Source organism: Kitasatospora sp. cg17-2 (assembly GCF_054031055.1).
This window is the reverse complement of sequence record NZ_CM132923.1, coordinates 4,808,761-4,822,722: the sequence shown is the minus strand read 5'-3', so window position 1 is coordinate 4,822,722 and position 13,962 is coordinate 4,808,761. Positions and strand designations below refer to the sequence as shown.

Genomic DNA, 13,962 nt, shown 5'->3' with positions numbered 1-13,962 from the left:
GCGTAGTCCGCCACCGGGCCCGGACATGCGGAAGGCCCGGAGAGCGGGCTCTCCGGGGCGGGTCGGCGTCGGCACCGGCGTCAACCGGCGCCGCACGTCCTCACACTTCTGATGGACGGAGTCCGTGGCTGTCCGCCCTCGCGCCGGTCGGCGTGGGAGTCGACCGGGCGCCAGGGGTCACAGCCGGAAGAGCTTGGCGAAAGGTGCAGTGATCCGCTCCGTTCGTGAGCCGAAGTCGACCAGGACGGCGAGTTCGCCCTCGACACCGATGGCGCGGCCGAGGCCGTACTCGTCGTGCGTCACCCGGTCTCCGACAGCGAATACCTTGGGCGGCGGCGGGGCCGGAGCCCGACGGAAGGGGCTGGTGGGGAGGTGGCGCCGGGGCGCGGCTGAATTCGTCATCATGGCCAGTATGCGCTTGATTTCGGCGGAGCGGGTGGCTTGATCCGCGGGATATTTTGGATCTTGACCGCGGGCGCGGGCGACGGCGGGCACCCCCCGGTGCGCGGGGACCGCCGGCGGGGGCGGCCGCCCGGCGTCACCGCCGGTCGGAGCCACGCCGACGAACTGGCCAAGGAGAACCACCCCGTTGGGGTGCGGACCCTGCTACAGTCGTGATAGTTGCAGTTGTGGTTCCCATGAACTTTGTGTGCGCCTGCTGGTTCTGACCGCAGGCGTATTTTGTTACCCGGCCATTCCCCGGGTGGGTCATCATCGCGGCGACGCGAAACTCGCGACCTGTGAGTTTCGGACGTCCCATTCGAAGGATATTTTTAAATGGCTAACGGCACCGTGAAGTGGTTCAACGCGGAAAAGGGCTTCGGCTTCATCGAGCAGGAGGGTGGCGGTCCGGACGTGTTCGCCCACTACTCGAACATCAACGCCAACGGCTTCCGCGAGCTGCTCGAGGGCCAGAAGGTCGAGTTCGACGTCACGCAGGGCCAGAAGGGCCCGCAGGCGGAGAACATTCGTCCGCTCTAGTACTTCCCGCCGCCCGGCCCCGCCGGTCGGCCCAGGGCCCGCACCGCGCACGCGCGGTGCGGGCCCTTTCGGCTTTCCCGGAGGCCGGCCCGGGCTCAGGGGGCGTCGGTACGGGCCCTTCGGTGCGCGGGGCGGGCAACTGACCGTCCGTCGCACCCACTGGCCTCGATCGAATCCAGCAACACGAAAAGGCCCCCGCAGCGAATTCGCTGCGGGGGCCTCCTGGTTGTGGCCAGGGCCGGGGTCGAACCGGCGACCTTCCGCTTTTCAGGCGGACGCTCGTACCAACTGAGCTACCTGGCCGTACTGCACCGTCTCTTGCGAGACGAGCGATCCCGACGGGACTTGAACCCGCGACCTCCACCTTGACAGGGTGGCGAGCTAACCAACTGCTCCACGGGACCTAGAGGTGGCGAACCACCCAGGTCTTACTGGGTCTTGCTTCACTGCACTGTACTACGGTACTGCGTGCCCCCAACGGGATTCGAACCCGTGCTACCGCCTTGAAAGGGCGGCGTCCTGGGCCACTAGACGATGAGGGCTTGCGGCCTGTCCCGCCGTTTCCGGCGTTCGGGGACGTCGAGAAGCATATGGGATGTCGGGCCGATCGCCAAAACGGGTTTGGGCCAGGTGGGCGGGCGGGTCCTCCGGGCGGGTCGGCGGGGCCGGTCCGGGGGTGGGGGCTCAGGACCAGCCGAGCTCGTCGAGCTCGTGGTCGTCGAAGCCGAAGTGGTGGGCGACCTCGTGGATCACCGTGGTGCGGACCTCCTCGACGACCTGCTCGCGGTCCTCGCACAGGCGCAGGGTCGGGCCCCGGTAGACGGTGATCCGGTCGGGGAGGACGCCCGCGTACCACTCGCCGCGCTCGGTGAGCGGGGTGCCCTCGTAGAGGCCGAGGAGTTCCGGGTCGGCCGGGTCGGGTTCGTCCTCGACGAAGACGGCGACGTTGTCCATCATCGCGGCGAGCTTCGGCGGGATCAGGTCGAGCGCGTCCGCGACCAGTACCTCGAAGTCTTCCGGGGTCATCTCCACCGGATCATTGTCGGGTCTGCGGTGACGGTGTGCCAGGCGGTCGGCGGCGTCGTTCGCCGGTGTTTGATGGGGCTGTGGCGACTTCGGAGGACTTGGTGGCGGACGGTGCCGCGCCCGGCCCGGCGGCGCGGCGGCGCCCGCCGGTGCTGCGCGGGCAGGGGCCGGCGGTGGCGGTGGTCGCGGTCGGCGGGGCGCTGGGGGCGGTGGCCAGGTACGGGGCGGGACTGCTCTGGCCGACCGGCCCGTCGGCCTTCCCGTGGACGACCCTGCTGGTGAACGTGGTGGGGTGCGCCGTGATCGGGGTCTTCCTGGTGGTGATCACCGAGGGGCGTCCGGCCCATCCGCTGGTGCGGCCGTTCTTCGGGACCGGCGTGCTGGGCGGGTTCACGACCTTCTCGACGTACGCGGTGGACTTCCGCCGGCTGGTGGCGGAGGGGCGGCCGGGCCCGGCCGCGGGGTACCTCGCGCTGACGCTGCTGGCGGCGCTGGCGGCGGTCTGGGCGGCGGCCGCGGCGACGCGGGCGCTGCTGCGGCTGACCGGGGTGCGGGCATGACGGCCGCGGTGCCCGGGGAGGGCGGGGCGGTCGAGGAGAGCGGGAAGGGCGCCCGGCTGGGCGGGCCCGCGCTGCGGCTGACCGTCCTGGTCGGCGAGAACGACCGGCACCACCACCGCCCGCTGTACAGCGAGATCGTGCACCGGGCGCGGGCCGCCGGGCTGGCCGGGGCGAGCGTGTTCCGGGGGATCGAGGGCTTCGGCGCGTCCTCGCTGGTGCACACGGCGCGGCTGCTGTCGCTGAGCGAGGACCTGCCGGTGGCGGTGGTGATCGTGGACACCGAGGAGCGGGTGCGGGCCTTCCTGCCCGAGCTGGACGGGCTGCGGCCGGCCGGGCTGGTCACCCTGGAGCGGTGCGAGGTGCTCCGGTACGCGGGGCCCGACGGTGCCGACGGTGCCGACCGGCAAGGCACGCGGGAGGGCGGGGCGTGAACTGGCTGCTGGTGGTCCTCGGTGCGACGGTCGGCGCGCCGCTGCGGTACCTGACCGACCGGGCCGTGCAGTCCCGGCACGACTCGGTCTTCCCCTGGGGGACCTTCGCCGTGAACGTGGTCGGCTGCCTGGTCCTCGGGCTGGTGACCGGGGCGGTGGCGGCCGGCGCGGCCTCCTCGCAGGTCCAACTGCTGCTGGGGACGGGGCTGTGCGGCGCGCTGACCACGTACTCGACGTTCTCGTACGAGACGCTGCGGCTGGTCGAGGGCGGGGCCGGGCGGTACGCCCTGGCGAACGTCCTCGGCAGCGTGGCGGCGGGTCTGGCGGCGGTGTACGCGGGCGCCGGGCTGGCCGGGGCGCTCTGGGGCTGACCCGCACCCGGTCCGGCGCGCCGGACCCCGGCAGAACCCCCGGCCGGTCGACCCCCCCGGCCGGTCGAACCCCCGAACGAAGGGGGCCCGCCCGGCGCTCGTTCGAGTGCTCCCGGTGCGTCCACCCGTGTCCGTGCGCCGGGGGCGCGCGTTGGGCACCCGCAAGGGTGGCCGTGCGCGCGTGGTGGGCGGCCCGGGCGGGGCGGGAGAGGGAGCTCGGTGGCGGCGATGCGTGCGATGCGTGCGGTGGCGGAGCGGGAGACGGCGGTGGACCGGGACGGACCGGAGCGGACCGGAGCGGTACAAGCCGGAGCGGTGCGGACGCGGGAGGTGCGGACGCGAGCGGTGCGGACCGGGGCGGTCCGGGCGGTGGCGGCCCTGGCGGTGGCCGGGCTGGGGCTGACCGGGTGCATGTCGGTCGGGCCGGGCGCGGAGGACAAGCACCGCACGGCGCCGGTCGGCCAGGCCGGGACGCCGACCAAGCCAGGGCCGACCGCCTCGGCCTCGCCCAGCGGCGGCGGCCACCAGGGCGGCGCCGTCGGGCGGTCGGAGCGGGCCGGAGGCGCCCAGGCCCAGAGCGCCTCGGCCGGCGGCATGAACGCGGCCCCCGGGGAGCCGGCCGTCGGCGCGAACGGCGCGGCGGGCACCGGGGGCGGAAGCGGAGCGGGCGGTGTCAACGGCGCGCCCGCCGTCGCGGACCCCGTACCGGTGGCGGCCCCCGGCGAGCCCGCGCCCGGCGCGAGCGGCACCGCCGGGGGCGCGAGCGCCAGTCCCGCACCTCGTCCGGGCGGTGCCGCCGCCCCGGGCGGGGCGGCCGGGGGCAGCGCCGGCACGGGTTCCGCCGCCGGCGGCACCGGCCACCCCACGGGTGGCACGGGGGCCACCACGGGCACCGGCACCGGCGACGGCCGCTCCGGCGGAGCCACGGCCTCCGCCCCGGCGGCCAGCCCGTCCGGCCACCCGACCACGCCGGAGCCCGGCCACACCACACCCGCCCCGACCGCCACCCCGGCCCCGGAGCCCACGGCCGCCCCCAGTACCACGGCGGCTCCCAGCGCCGGACCGGGCGCACACTGAAGGGACTTGAATCACAGCCTGGCCTCGGCATTTGCCTCCGATCCCCAGGCTCGTCTATGGTGGTAGATCGTTCGTTTGATTCATTTGTCTGGCGCCCTACACCCATCTGGCGCCCTTGGCGCGTTCCGGCGATCCGTGGCTGACCGCATAGAGGCGGTTGTGAAACAGAACCCCGGACTTTGGCGCGTGCCACTTCCGGAAGGTTTTGCATGTCTCTCGTTGACGACGCCCGCTTCGCCATGCCCGCGAGCGAGTCCGCCGCCGATGTCACCACCACCGCCCCCGAGGCCGACGCCGAGCTGATCGCCGCCGTCGACGCCGTCGAGGACGCCACCGCCGAGGCCGTCGCGGACGACGCCGCCGAGGCCGACGACACCACCGACGCCGCCGAGGGCGACGACGAGGCCGCCGCGGCCGAGCCGACCCTCACCTTCGGCGACCTGGGCCTGCCGGACGACATCGTCCGCGCCCTCGCCAAGCGCGACGTCACCACCCCGTTCCCGATCCAGGCCGCGACCATCCCGGACGCCCTGGCCGGCAAGGACGTGCTGGGCCGCGGCCGTACCGGCTCCGGCAAGACCCTCAGCTTCGGCCTGCCGCTGCTGACCCGCCTCGCCGCCGGCGAGCGCACCCGCGCCAAGTCCCCGCGCGGTCTGATCCTGGTCCCGACCCGCGAGCTGGCGATGCAGGTCGCCGACGCCCTGGAGCCCTTCGGCTCGGTGCTCGGCCTGCGCCTCAAGGTCGTCTGCGGCGGTACCTCGATGTCGAACCAGATCTACGCGCTGGAGCGCGGCGTCGACGTCCTGGTGGCCACCCCCGGCCGTCTGCGCGACCTGATCAACCGCGGTTCCGCCAAGCTCGACGACGTCCAGGTCGCCGTGCTCGACGAGGCCGACCAGATGGCCGACATGGGCTTCCTGCCCGAGGTCACCGAGATCCTCGACCAGGTCCCGGCCGGCGGCCAGCGCCTGCTGTTCTCCGCCACCCTGGAGAACGAGATCGACACCCTGGTCAAGCGCTACCTGAACAACCCGGTCACCCACGAGGTCGACCCGTCGGCCGGCGCCGTGACCACGATGACCCACCACATCCTCGTGGTGAAGCCCAAGGACAAGGCGCCGATCACCAACGCGATCGCCGCCCGCAAGGGCCGCACGATCATCTTCGTCCGCACCCAGATGGGCGCCGACCGCGTCGCCGAGCAGCTGCTCGAGGCCGGTGTGAAGGCCGACGCGCTGCACGGCGGCATGACCCAGGGCGCCCGTACCCGGGTGCTCGGCGACTTCAAGGACGGCTACGTCAACGTCGTCGTCGCGACCGACGTCGCCGCCCGAGGCATCCACGTCGACGGCATCGACCTGGTGCTGAACGTCGACCCGGCCGGCGACCACAAGGACTACCTGCACCGCTCCGGCCGCACCGCCCGGGCCGGCCGTTCCGGCACCGTCGTCACCCTGGTGCTGCCGCACCAGCGCCGCGGCGTCTTCCGCCTGATGGAGGACGCGGGCGTCGACGCCGGCCGCCACATCCTCGACCACGCCTTCGACCCCGAGGTGGCCCGGATCACCGGTGCCCGCTCGCTGGTCGAGGTCCAGGCGGAGAGCGCGGCGAACATCGCCGGCGCCGCCGAGCGCGAGATCGCGGACATGACCCGTCAGCTGGAGCGCGCGCAGCGCCGCGCCACCGAGCTGCGCGAGGAGGCCGACCGGCTCGCCTCGCGGGCCGCGCGCGAGCGGGCCGAGCTGGGCATCGTGGACGAGGCCCCGGCCGCCGAGGGCGAGGAGACCGCTGCCGCGACCGTGACCGAGCCGGCCGTCGCCGCCGAGCCGACCGAGGAGCGCACGCCGTCGTACCGCGAGGCGCGCACCGAGCGTCCGGCCCGTTCCTTCGGTGACCGTGACCGCGGTCAGGGTGGCGGCTTCAACCGTGACCGTGACGACCGCGGTGGCCGTTCCTTCGGTGACCGTGACCGCGGTCAGGGTGGCGGCTTCAACCGTGACCGTGACGACCGTGGTGGCCGTTCCTTCGGTGACCGTGACCGTGGCCAGGGTGGCGGCTTCAACCGTGACCGTGACGACCGCGGCGGCCGTTCCTTCGGTGACCGCGACCGCGGTCAGGGTGGCGGCTTCAACCGTGGCGGTGGCTTCAACCGTGACGACCGTCCGGCCCGTTCCTTCGGTGACCGCGACCGTGGCCAGGGTGGCGGCTTCAACCGCGACCGTGACGACCGCGGCGGCCGTTCCTTCGGTGACCGCGACCGCGGTCAGGGTGGCGGCTTCAACCGTGGCGGTGGCTTCAACCGTGACGACCGTCCGGCCCGTTCCTTCGGTGACCGTGACCGCGGCCAGGGTGGCGGCTTCAACCGTGACCGTGACGAGCGCGGCGGCAGCAACAACCGTCCGTTCGCCCGCCGCGACGACCACCGCTCCGGTGGCCGCCCGCAGGCCGGCGGTGGCTTCAACCGCGACCGCGGCGACGAGCGCGGTGGCCGCTCCTCCGGTGGCTACAACGCCGGCTTCAACCGCGACGACCGCAAGCCGCGCTGGAAGAACTGACGCCGGCTAGTACCCGCGCATCGCACCACGGCCACGGGCCCGCTCCGCACCACCGGAGCGGGCCCGTGGCCGTTCGGCGTTCCCGGGCGTCGCGGCCCCCCGCGACCGTTGTTCTACTGCTGAGAATAACCAGTGGCGCGGCGCCCGCCCCGTCACCTACGGTCGGTCGCATGAGCAGCAGACTGCGTGATGTGGCGTCGGTGAACGAGGGCATCGCCGAGCGGGGGAGCTACCGCACGTCCGGGGGCGAGGCCGTGGATCTGGCCGAGCGGTTGGCGGCGGCCAGGGCCGGGACGGTGTCGTACGACCCGGCCGGTCTCGACGAGCTGGTCGCGGCGGGCGGCCCGGGGCCGACGGCGGGGTCCGGCACCGTCGAGGTCACGGCCGAGGGCAGCGTCCGGGCGGCCCACCGGCTGTTCGAGGCGGGGGCGGGGCCGGTCGGGGTGCTGAACTTCGCGTCCGCGCGGAATCCGGGCGGCGGCTATCTGCGCGGAGCCCGCGCCCAGGAGGAGGACCTCTGCCGCAGCGCCCTCCTCTACACCAGCCTGGTGGAGGCGCCGGACTACTACGAGGCGCACCGCGCCTCCGGCGACCTCCGGTACAGCCACCGGGTGATCGTCTCGCCCGGGGTGCCGGTGATCCGGGGCGAGGACGGCGGGCTGCTGGCCCGGCCGTACCCGGTGACGTTCCTGACCTCGCCCGCGCCGAACGCCGGCCAGCTCGCCCTGCGGGCCGAGGGCGGCGGGGTGGACGTCCGGGGCGTGCTCGCCGAGCGGGCCGAGCGGGTGCTCGCGGCGGCGGCCCGGCACGGGATCCGCGCGCTGGTGTTGGGAGCGTGGGGCTGCGGGGTGTTCCGCAACGACCCGGCCGAGGTCGCGGAGGCCTTCGAGCTGGCGCTGGCCCGGTACGGGGCGGCCTTCGACCGGGTGGTCTTCGCGGTCTGGGACCGGACGCCGGTCTCGCCGAACCGGGCCGCGTTCGAGGCCCGGTTCGGCGGCGGGGGAGCGGGGTGAGCGGAGCGGGGTGAGGGGGGCTGGGTGAGGGGAGCGGAGCGGGCCCCGGCCGGGGGTGACCACCCCGGTGGCCGGCCCGCGTCCGGCCGGTGTCGGCCGGGCGTCGGACCGCCGCCCGACTGACGGAAACCCCGGCGGGACGGGGCCGTCGTCCCCCATACTCGCGCGGGTGATCGCGACCAGTACCTCCGCCGCCGGTGGAGCAACCGCCCCCGTTCCCGCCCCCGCTCTTCTCGACGCCGCCGCCGAGCCCTCGCTCCGGGCGGCGCCGCTGGAGCTCTTCCTCGATCTCGTCTTCGTCTTCACCGTCACCCAGTTGACCGGCAGTCTGGCCCACCACCTCACCCCGGGCGGCTTCACCCAGGTGGTGGTGATGCTGGCGGTGATCTGGTGGATGTACGACGCCTTCATCTGGCTGACCAACGCCATGCCGCCGAGCACCCACGGCCGACGCGGCCTGCTGATGCTCGCGATGGCCGGCTTCCTGGTGATCTCGCTCTCCGTGCCGCACGCCTTCGAGGGCAGCGGCGTCGCCTTCGGCTGGGCGTACCTGCTGGTGGTGGCCGTGCACACGGGCATGTTCGCGATGTCGGGGGTGGCCCTGGGCCCGGTGCTCCGGATGGGCGGGCTGAACCTGCTCAACACCGGGCTGGTGGTGGCCGGCGGCTACCTCACCGGCTCGGTCCAGCTGACCTTCTGGGCGGCCGCCTTCGCCCTGCAGTTCGCGATACCCCGACTGGTCGACCTGCCCAGCTTCCAGCTGCGCGCGGACCACTTCGTCGAGCGGCACGGCCTGGTGGTGATCATCGCGTTCGGCGAGTCGGTGATCGCGATCGGCATCGGCGCGGGCACCGCGGAGCCCTCCGCCCCGCTGGTCGGCGTCGCCCTGCTGAGCCTGGCCGTCTGCGTGGGGCTCTGGTGGGCGTACTTCGGGCACGACGACGACGCCCGGGCCGAGCACCACATGGCCGCGCTGCCCTCCGACCGCCGCAACCGGCTCGCCGTCAGCGTCTACAACCTGGGCCACTACGGGCTGCTGCTCGGGGTGCTGCTGTTCGCCGCCGGGGTGAAGTCGGCGGTCGCGCACCCGGCGGCGCCGATCACCGCCGCCCAGGCGGCCGCGCTGGCCGGCGGAGTGGCGGTCTTCCTGGTCGTCAACACCGCCGTCCGCCGGACCTTCGCCCTCGGGCCCAATCTGCCGCGGCTGCTGGCCGCCGCCGCGGTCGCGGCCGGCACGCTGCTCGGCACCGCGGTCTCGGCCCTGGCGGAGGTCGCCGCGGTGGTGCTGGCCCTGGCCGCGGCCTTCGGCTGGGAGCAGCGGACCTCGGCGCGGCGGGCGGGACTGTCGGTGCCCGGTGGGACACTCCACGGGTGACCGAGCACAAGATCACCGACGGCAACTACCGGATCCGGAACGTCGCGACCGGCCTGCTGCTGGAGGTCCCCGGCGGCAGCCGCCGCAGCGGCGTCAAGGTCCTGCTCGCCCCCGAGGACGGTTCGGACGCCCAGCTGTGGCGGCTGACCGCCGTCCACCCGGGCGGCGCGCTGTTCCACGTCGAGAACGTCGCGGGCGGCAAGCGGCTGGACGTCACCGGCGCCGCGACCGACAACGGCGTGCCCGTCCAGCAGTGGTCCGCCAACGCCTTCGGCGCGCAGGAGTGGCTGGTCGAGCACCACCTCGACGCCCCGGGCACCTGCACCCTCACCAGCTTCGTCAGCGGCAAGGCCCTCACCGCCCCGGCGGCCCCGTCCGACCCGGCCGCCCCGCCGGAGCCCGTCCACCAGTGGGAGGACACCGACTCCCCGACCCAGTGGTGGCGCCTGGAACGCCAGTAGGCGCCGCCGCTCGCCGTTGCCCCGGCCGCTCGCCGTTGCCCCGGCCGGCCGCGTCGCCGCGTGCCGTCCGGGGCCGAGAGGGCCGAGCGGGCCGGGGGTCCCGCCCTACGCGGAGAGGTTGGCCCGGAGGGCGGCGAGGTCCTCCTCGGTGCTGCCGTGGGCGAGCAGATAGGCCGGGACGGTGCCGTGGTGGTCCCGGATCCAGGCGAGGGAGGAGGCGAGCAGTTCCTCCGAGATCGGGCGGGAGATCCGCTCGGCACCGGTCTCGTCGATGTACGGGGCCGGGCCGTCCAGCAGGCCCAGGCCGGCGTTGGAGAGCAGGTAGTCGGCGGTGATGTCGTCCTCGGAGGCGCCCAGCAGGGTCTGCACGACGGCGATGGTGAGACCGGTGCGGTCCTTGCCGACGGCGCAGTGGACGACGGCCGGCAGGGCGCCCGGGGTGCCGAGCCGGCGGATCGCGGCGACCAGCGACGGGCCGGCCGTGGAGGCCATGAACGGGTACAGCTCCTCCTGGCCCGCGGGCCACGGCCGGTCGGTGTCCTCCCGGTCGGCGGGCAGGGTGGGAAGGCTGAGCGTCTCGTGGTCGAGGCCGTGCCGCAGGTCCGGCCAGACCTCGATCTCGACCGGGCTGCGCAGGTCGATCACGGTGCGCAGGCCCAGGGCCTTCAGCCGCTGGGCGCCCTCCGGGGCGAGCGTGTGGAAGGAGCCGGAGCGGAACAGCACGCCCCGGCGGAGCGCGCCGACGCCCCCGGCGTCGCGGAAGTTGCGCACTCCGGGGATGTCGATGAAAGAGGACGGCAGGTCGGCTTCACGGTCCGGCAGGTCGTCGGTCATGGCCCCACCGTAAGGTCGCGGGCCGCGCCAGGGGAAGGAATCCCGCATTCCGCCCGACCCGCGACCGTCGGCGCCACCGACCCGCCCGCGTCGGCGCCACCGACCGCGCCACCGACCCGCCCGCGTCAGCGCCCGCCGGCGATGTCCAGGAAAGCGCCCGTGGTGTACGAGGAGGCCGGCGACAGCAGGAAGAGGATCGCCTCCGCGACCTCCTCCGGCTGCCCGCCGCGCTTCATCGGCAGGTTCGGCGCGACCCGGTCGACCCGCCCGGGCTCCCCGCCCAGGGCGTGGATGCCGGTGTGGATCAGGCCGGGGCGGACGGCGTTGACCCGGATGCCCTCGTCGGCGACCTCCAGCGCCAGCCCCCGGGTCATCGAGTCGACGGCCCCCTTCGCCGCCGCGTAGTCCACGTACTCGTTGGGCGAGCCCAGCCGGGAGGCGGCGGAGGAGACGTTGACGATCGCGCCGCCCTGCCCGCCGTGCCGGGTGGACATCCGGCGGACGGCCTGCGCGGCGCACAGGAACGGCCCGGTGATGTTGGCGGCCCAGATCCGGTTGAGCCGCTCCTCGTCGATGTCCTCCAGCCGGCCCTGCCGCTCCAGCGTCCCGGCGTTGTTCACCAGCCCGGTGAGCGGCCCCAGTTCGGCGTCGACGGTGGCGAACAGCCGGGCCACCTCGGCACTGCGGGTGACGTCGGCGCGGACGGCGAGCGCGTCCCCGCCCCCGGCCCGGACGGCGTCCACCACCGAGGCCGCCGCGGCCTCGTCCGAGCGGTAGTTGACGCAGACCCGGTAGCCCCGCCGCCCGGCCAGCAGGGCGGTCGCGGCGCCGATGCCGCGACCGGCGCCGGTGATCAGCAGCACGCCGGACGGGTCGGACCGGTGCGGCTGGGCGAACTCGTTCGAAGTCGACATGGTTCGTACTCTATGCCGACCCCCGGCGGTCCGGCCGGGCCGCCTGTTCGCCCGAACTCGCCCGCAAGGCCTCGATCTTGGGCGCCCGGCTCCTCGGCGAGTCGAGGCCGAAGCCGCGCGCGTCCCCCAGCTCCGTCCGGACGAACTCCTCGGTCCGGGCCACCGCCGACCGCAGCTCGGCGTTCGACGGCACGAAGGACAGGTGGACGATCTCGGCGCGCTCGGTGTCGTACTCCCAGAAGCCGACGATCCGCCCCCGGTCCAGCACGAGGTGCGTCTGCGGGTCGGCCTCGGAGCCGAAGCTCCGCCCGGCCCGGCCGGCCGGCAGCGGACGCGCCGCGTCGGCCGGGTCGACCAGCCGGGCCAGCTCGCGGTGCAGCAGATGGATGCCGTCGATCCCGGCCAGCAGCGTGTAGTGCGGTTCGGACGGCACCGTGAACGCGGCGAAGGCGTCCACGAGTTCCGGCAGCATCAGCAGCTCCGAACCGGGCACCACCGGCACCGCGCCCGCCTCGGCGAACGCCTGTCGGGCGGTGGCGGCGCCGAAACCGGAGAACCACCGGAAGTGCTTCAGCGAGGCCGGACCGGCCCAGGCCAGGTAGCGCCGGGCCAGGTCCGCCGTACCGCCGCCGACCGGTTGGTCCCACCGCGCGTAGCCGTACCGCTGCTGGTCCAGGCGGCCGTTGGCCGGGACCCGGCGCAGCTGTCCGCGCGACTGCATCAGCCCGAGGGCCAGCGGCAGGGTGGTGGAAAGACCGCGTTTGCGCCCCGGTTCGCCCAGCGACCGGACGGCCTCGCCGACCGCCACCCGGATCGCGGCCGGGTCCAGCGGCCCCGGTGCCCCGGCGAGCGCGCGGTCCACCGCCAGACAGAGCCGCTCGACCTCGCCCGAGGTCACCCCCAGGTGCTTCGCGGCCGCCGCCACCTCGCCCTCGGGCACCGCCGCGCCGGCCGCCAGGGCGAGCGCGAAGTCCTCGGCCGGGACGATGTAGGTGCAGCCGCGCGCGGCGGGCAGCTCGTGGACCTCCAGCCGGGCCACCGCCGCGTCCACGGCCGCCCGGTCCAGCCCGGCCCGGGCGAACAGGCCGAGGTAGGGCGCCGCCCCGCCCACCGACCTGGCCCACCCGGTGGCCGCCAGTACCTCGCCGGCCGACGCCTCCGGGTTCGCGCCGTCCAGCCACTGCCGGTGCGACCACCAGGCCCGCAGCTTCGCCGTGCCGATGCCCGTGCCCGTTCCCGTCCCCGTCCCTGTGCCCGTCCCCGGGCCCGTTCCCGTCCCCGCCGTCGCACCGCCGTCGCCGTTCGCCCTCGCCATGCGGCCCAGTATCGGCCCGAGGGCTTCCCCGGCCCCGGAATTCGCTGGCCCGGCGCGGCCCGACCCGGCAGACTCCTGCGGACCGGCCGACGAGAGGAGCCCCGATGACCACCGTGCCCGCCTCCCCACCTGGGAGCGTCCTGCTGTCCGGCATCGTCGGCTCGACCGCGTACGGCCTGGCGCACGCCGGTTCCGACATCGACCGGCTCGGTCTGTTCGCCGCGCCGACCGAGGGCTTCCACGGCCTGCACCGCCCCGCCGAGTCGCACGTCTCCAGCAAGCCGGACCGCACCCTGCACGAGGCCGCCAAGTGGTGCCGCCTCGCGCTCGGCTGCAATCCGACCGCCACCGAGCTGGTCTGGCTGCCCGACGAGCTCTACGAGGTGCGCGGCCCGCTCGGCGAGGAGCTGATAGCGATCCGCCGCTCCTTCCTGAGCGCCCGGGGTGTCCGCAACGCCTATCTCGGCTACGCCACCCAGCAGTTCCGCAAGCTGCTGACCCGCGACACCTCCGACCCGGTCACCCGGGCCCGGGCCGCCAAGCACGCCCGGCACCTGGTCCGGCTGCTCGAACAGGCCGTCCACCTGCACGAGACCGGCCACAACCTGGTCCGGCTGCCCGATCCGGAGCGCGTCCGCGCGCTCGGTGAGCGGATCGCCGACGACCCCGCCCACGCCGAACGCCTGCTCGCCGCCGCCACCGACCGCCTGGACCTCCACGGCGTCCTCCCCGACCACCCCGACGAGCGTCCCGCCGAAGCCTGGCTCCGCCGCGTCCGTGCCGCCCACTGGAGCCCCGCCCCGGCCTCCGTCGCGTAGTACCGCGCAGGCCCCGAGGGGCCCGGGCCGGCACCGGCCGGCGCGGGCCCCTCCGTCGTGCCCGGGTGCCGCCGGGGGAGTCCGGCGCCGCACCCGTCACCGGGGCCACCAGCGCATCGGAAGCGGATCGGAAGAGCTCCGGTTGTGGCCGCGGAAGCAGGGGGGCTGGTCGGATCGACCCAGGGGGCGGTGACCGGCGGGTCCGCGGGCCCGGGGCCGATGGCAGGACCG

The 13,962-nt window shown here is 74.7% G+C and carries 15 protein-coding genes and 3 tRNA genes; 10 read left to right on the top strand and 8 right to left on the bottom strand.

Annotated features, from left to right (window positions below):
- Positions 1-177: 177 nt before the first annotated feature.
- On the bottom strand, positions 178-402 hold the full coding sequence (locus ACW14Y_RS20370) for a hypothetical protein (protein ID WP_030392229.1): 225 nt from the start codon (positions 400-402) through the stop codon (positions 178-180).
- A gap of 375 nt (positions 403-777) precedes the next feature.
- Between ACW14Y_RS20370 and ACW14Y_RS20365 the strand changes: the two genes are divergently transcribed.
- On the top strand, positions 778-981 hold the full coding sequence (locus tag ACW14Y_RS20365; RefSeq protein ID WP_030918248.1) for a cold-shock protein: 204 nt from the start codon (positions 778-780) through the stop codon (positions 979-981).
- A gap of 229 nt (positions 982-1,210) precedes the next feature.
- Here the strand turns inward: ACW14Y_RS20365 and ACW14Y_RS20360 are convergent.
- From ACW14Y_RS20360 to ACW14Y_RS20345, 4 genes are all read right to left on the bottom strand, one after another.
- Positions 1,211-1,284 (bottom strand) — tRNA-Phe (locus tag ACW14Y_RS20360).
- Positions 1,285-1,311: 27 nt separating this feature from the next.
- Positions 1,312-1,385 (bottom strand) — tRNA-Asp (locus tag ACW14Y_RS20355).
- 65 nt (positions 1,386-1,450) lie between these two features.
- Positions 1,451-1,523 (bottom strand) — tRNA-Glu (locus tag ACW14Y_RS20350).
- A gap of 142 nt (positions 1,524-1,665) precedes the next feature.
- Positions 1,666-2,007, bottom strand: a complete 342-nt coding sequence (locus ACW14Y_RS20345; RefSeq protein ID WP_380311597.1) for a metallopeptidase family protein — start codon at positions 2,005-2,007, stop codon at positions 1,666-1,668.
- A gap of 80 nt (positions 2,008-2,087) precedes the next feature.
- Here ACW14Y_RS20345 and crcB (ACW14Y_RS20340) point away from each other — a divergent pair, with 80 nt between their 5' ends.
- From crcB (ACW14Y_RS20340) to ACW14Y_RS20305, 8 genes are all read left to right on the top strand, one after another.
- Entirely contained in the window at positions 2,088-2,567 is a 480-nt protein-coding gene (gene crcB, locus ACW14Y_RS20340) for a fluoride efflux transporter CrcB (protein ID WP_380311587.1), read from the top strand.
- On the top strand, positions 2,564-2,998 hold the full coding sequence (locus ACW14Y_RS20335) for a DUF190 domain-containing protein (RefSeq protein ID WP_456988000.1): 435 nt from the start codon (positions 2,564-2,566) through the stop codon (positions 2,996-2,998). Before crcB (ACW14Y_RS20340) ends, ACW14Y_RS20335 begins: the two co-directional genes overlap by 4 nt.
- Complete coding sequence (gene crcB, locus ACW14Y_RS20330; protein WP_380311591.1) at positions 2,995-3,369, top strand: fluoride efflux transporter CrcB; 375 nt, start codon at positions 2,995-2,997, stop codon at positions 3,367-3,369. The genes ACW14Y_RS20335 and crcB (ACW14Y_RS20330) overlap by 4 nt, the downstream gene beginning before the upstream one ends.
- 228 nt (positions 3,370-3,597) lie before the next feature.
- Positions 3,598-4,446, top strand: a complete 849-nt coding sequence (locus tag ACW14Y_RS20325) for a hypothetical protein (RefSeq protein ID WP_456987998.1) — start codon at positions 3,598-3,600, stop codon at positions 4,444-4,446.
- 209 nt (positions 4,447-4,655) lie between these two features.
- On the top strand, positions 4,656-7,001 hold the full coding sequence (locus ACW14Y_RS20320; RefSeq protein ID WP_456987996.1) for a DEAD/DEAH box helicase: 2,346 nt from the start codon (positions 4,656-4,658) through the stop codon (positions 6,999-7,001).
- Positions 7,002-7,171: 170 nt separating this feature from the next.
- Positions 7,172-8,014: a TIGR02452 family protein gene (locus tag ACW14Y_RS20315; RefSeq protein WP_456987994.1), complete on the top strand. Its 843-nt coding sequence runs from the start codon at positions 7,172-7,174 to the stop codon at positions 8,012-8,014.
- A gap of 169 nt (positions 8,015-8,183) precedes the next feature.
- Positions 8,184-9,389, top strand: coding sequence for a low temperature requirement protein A (locus tag ACW14Y_RS20310; protein ID WP_380437446.1), 1,206 nt, complete (start codon positions 8,184-8,186; stop codon positions 9,387-9,389).
- The gene (locus ACW14Y_RS20305; protein ID WP_380388137.1) at positions 9,386-9,850 is read left to right on the top strand and encodes an RICIN domain-containing protein; all 465 of its coding nucleotides are present in this window, start codon (positions 9,386-9,388) and stop codon (positions 9,848-9,850) included. Before ACW14Y_RS20310 ends, ACW14Y_RS20305 begins: the two co-directional genes overlap by 4 nt.
- 105 nt (positions 9,851-9,955) lie before the next feature.
- Here ACW14Y_RS20305 and ACW14Y_RS20300 read toward each other — a convergent pair whose 3' ends face one another.
- The 3 genes from ACW14Y_RS20300 to ACW14Y_RS20290 form a co-directional block, all read right to left on the bottom strand.
- Positions 9,956-10,684 carry a tyrosine-protein phosphatase gene (locus tag ACW14Y_RS20300; RefSeq protein ID WP_380305821.1) on the bottom strand — a complete coding sequence of 243 codons (729 nt, stop codon included), beginning with the start codon at positions 10,682-10,684 and terminating at the stop codon, positions 9,956-9,958.
- A 125-nt stretch (positions 10,685-10,809) separates the two neighbouring features.
- Positions 10,810-11,598, bottom strand: a complete 789-nt coding sequence (locus ACW14Y_RS20295; RefSeq protein ID WP_380388133.1) for an SDR family oxidoreductase — start codon at positions 11,596-11,598, stop codon at positions 10,810-10,812.
- A gap of 10 nt (positions 11,599-11,608) precedes the next feature.
- Positions 11,609-12,913, bottom strand: coding sequence for a DNA glycosylase AlkZ-like family protein (locus tag ACW14Y_RS20290; protein WP_456987990.1), 1,305 nt, complete (start codon positions 12,911-12,913; stop codon positions 11,609-11,611).
- Positions 12,914-13,017: 104 nt separating this feature from the next.
- Here ACW14Y_RS20290 and ACW14Y_RS20285 point away from each other — a divergent pair, with 104 nt between their 5' ends.
- A complete protein-coding gene (locus ACW14Y_RS20285; protein ID WP_456987988.1) occupies positions 13,018-13,731 on the top strand; it encodes a nucleotidyltransferase domain-containing protein in 714 nt (237 codons plus the stop codon).
- Positions 13,732-13,962: the final 231 nt, after the last annotated feature.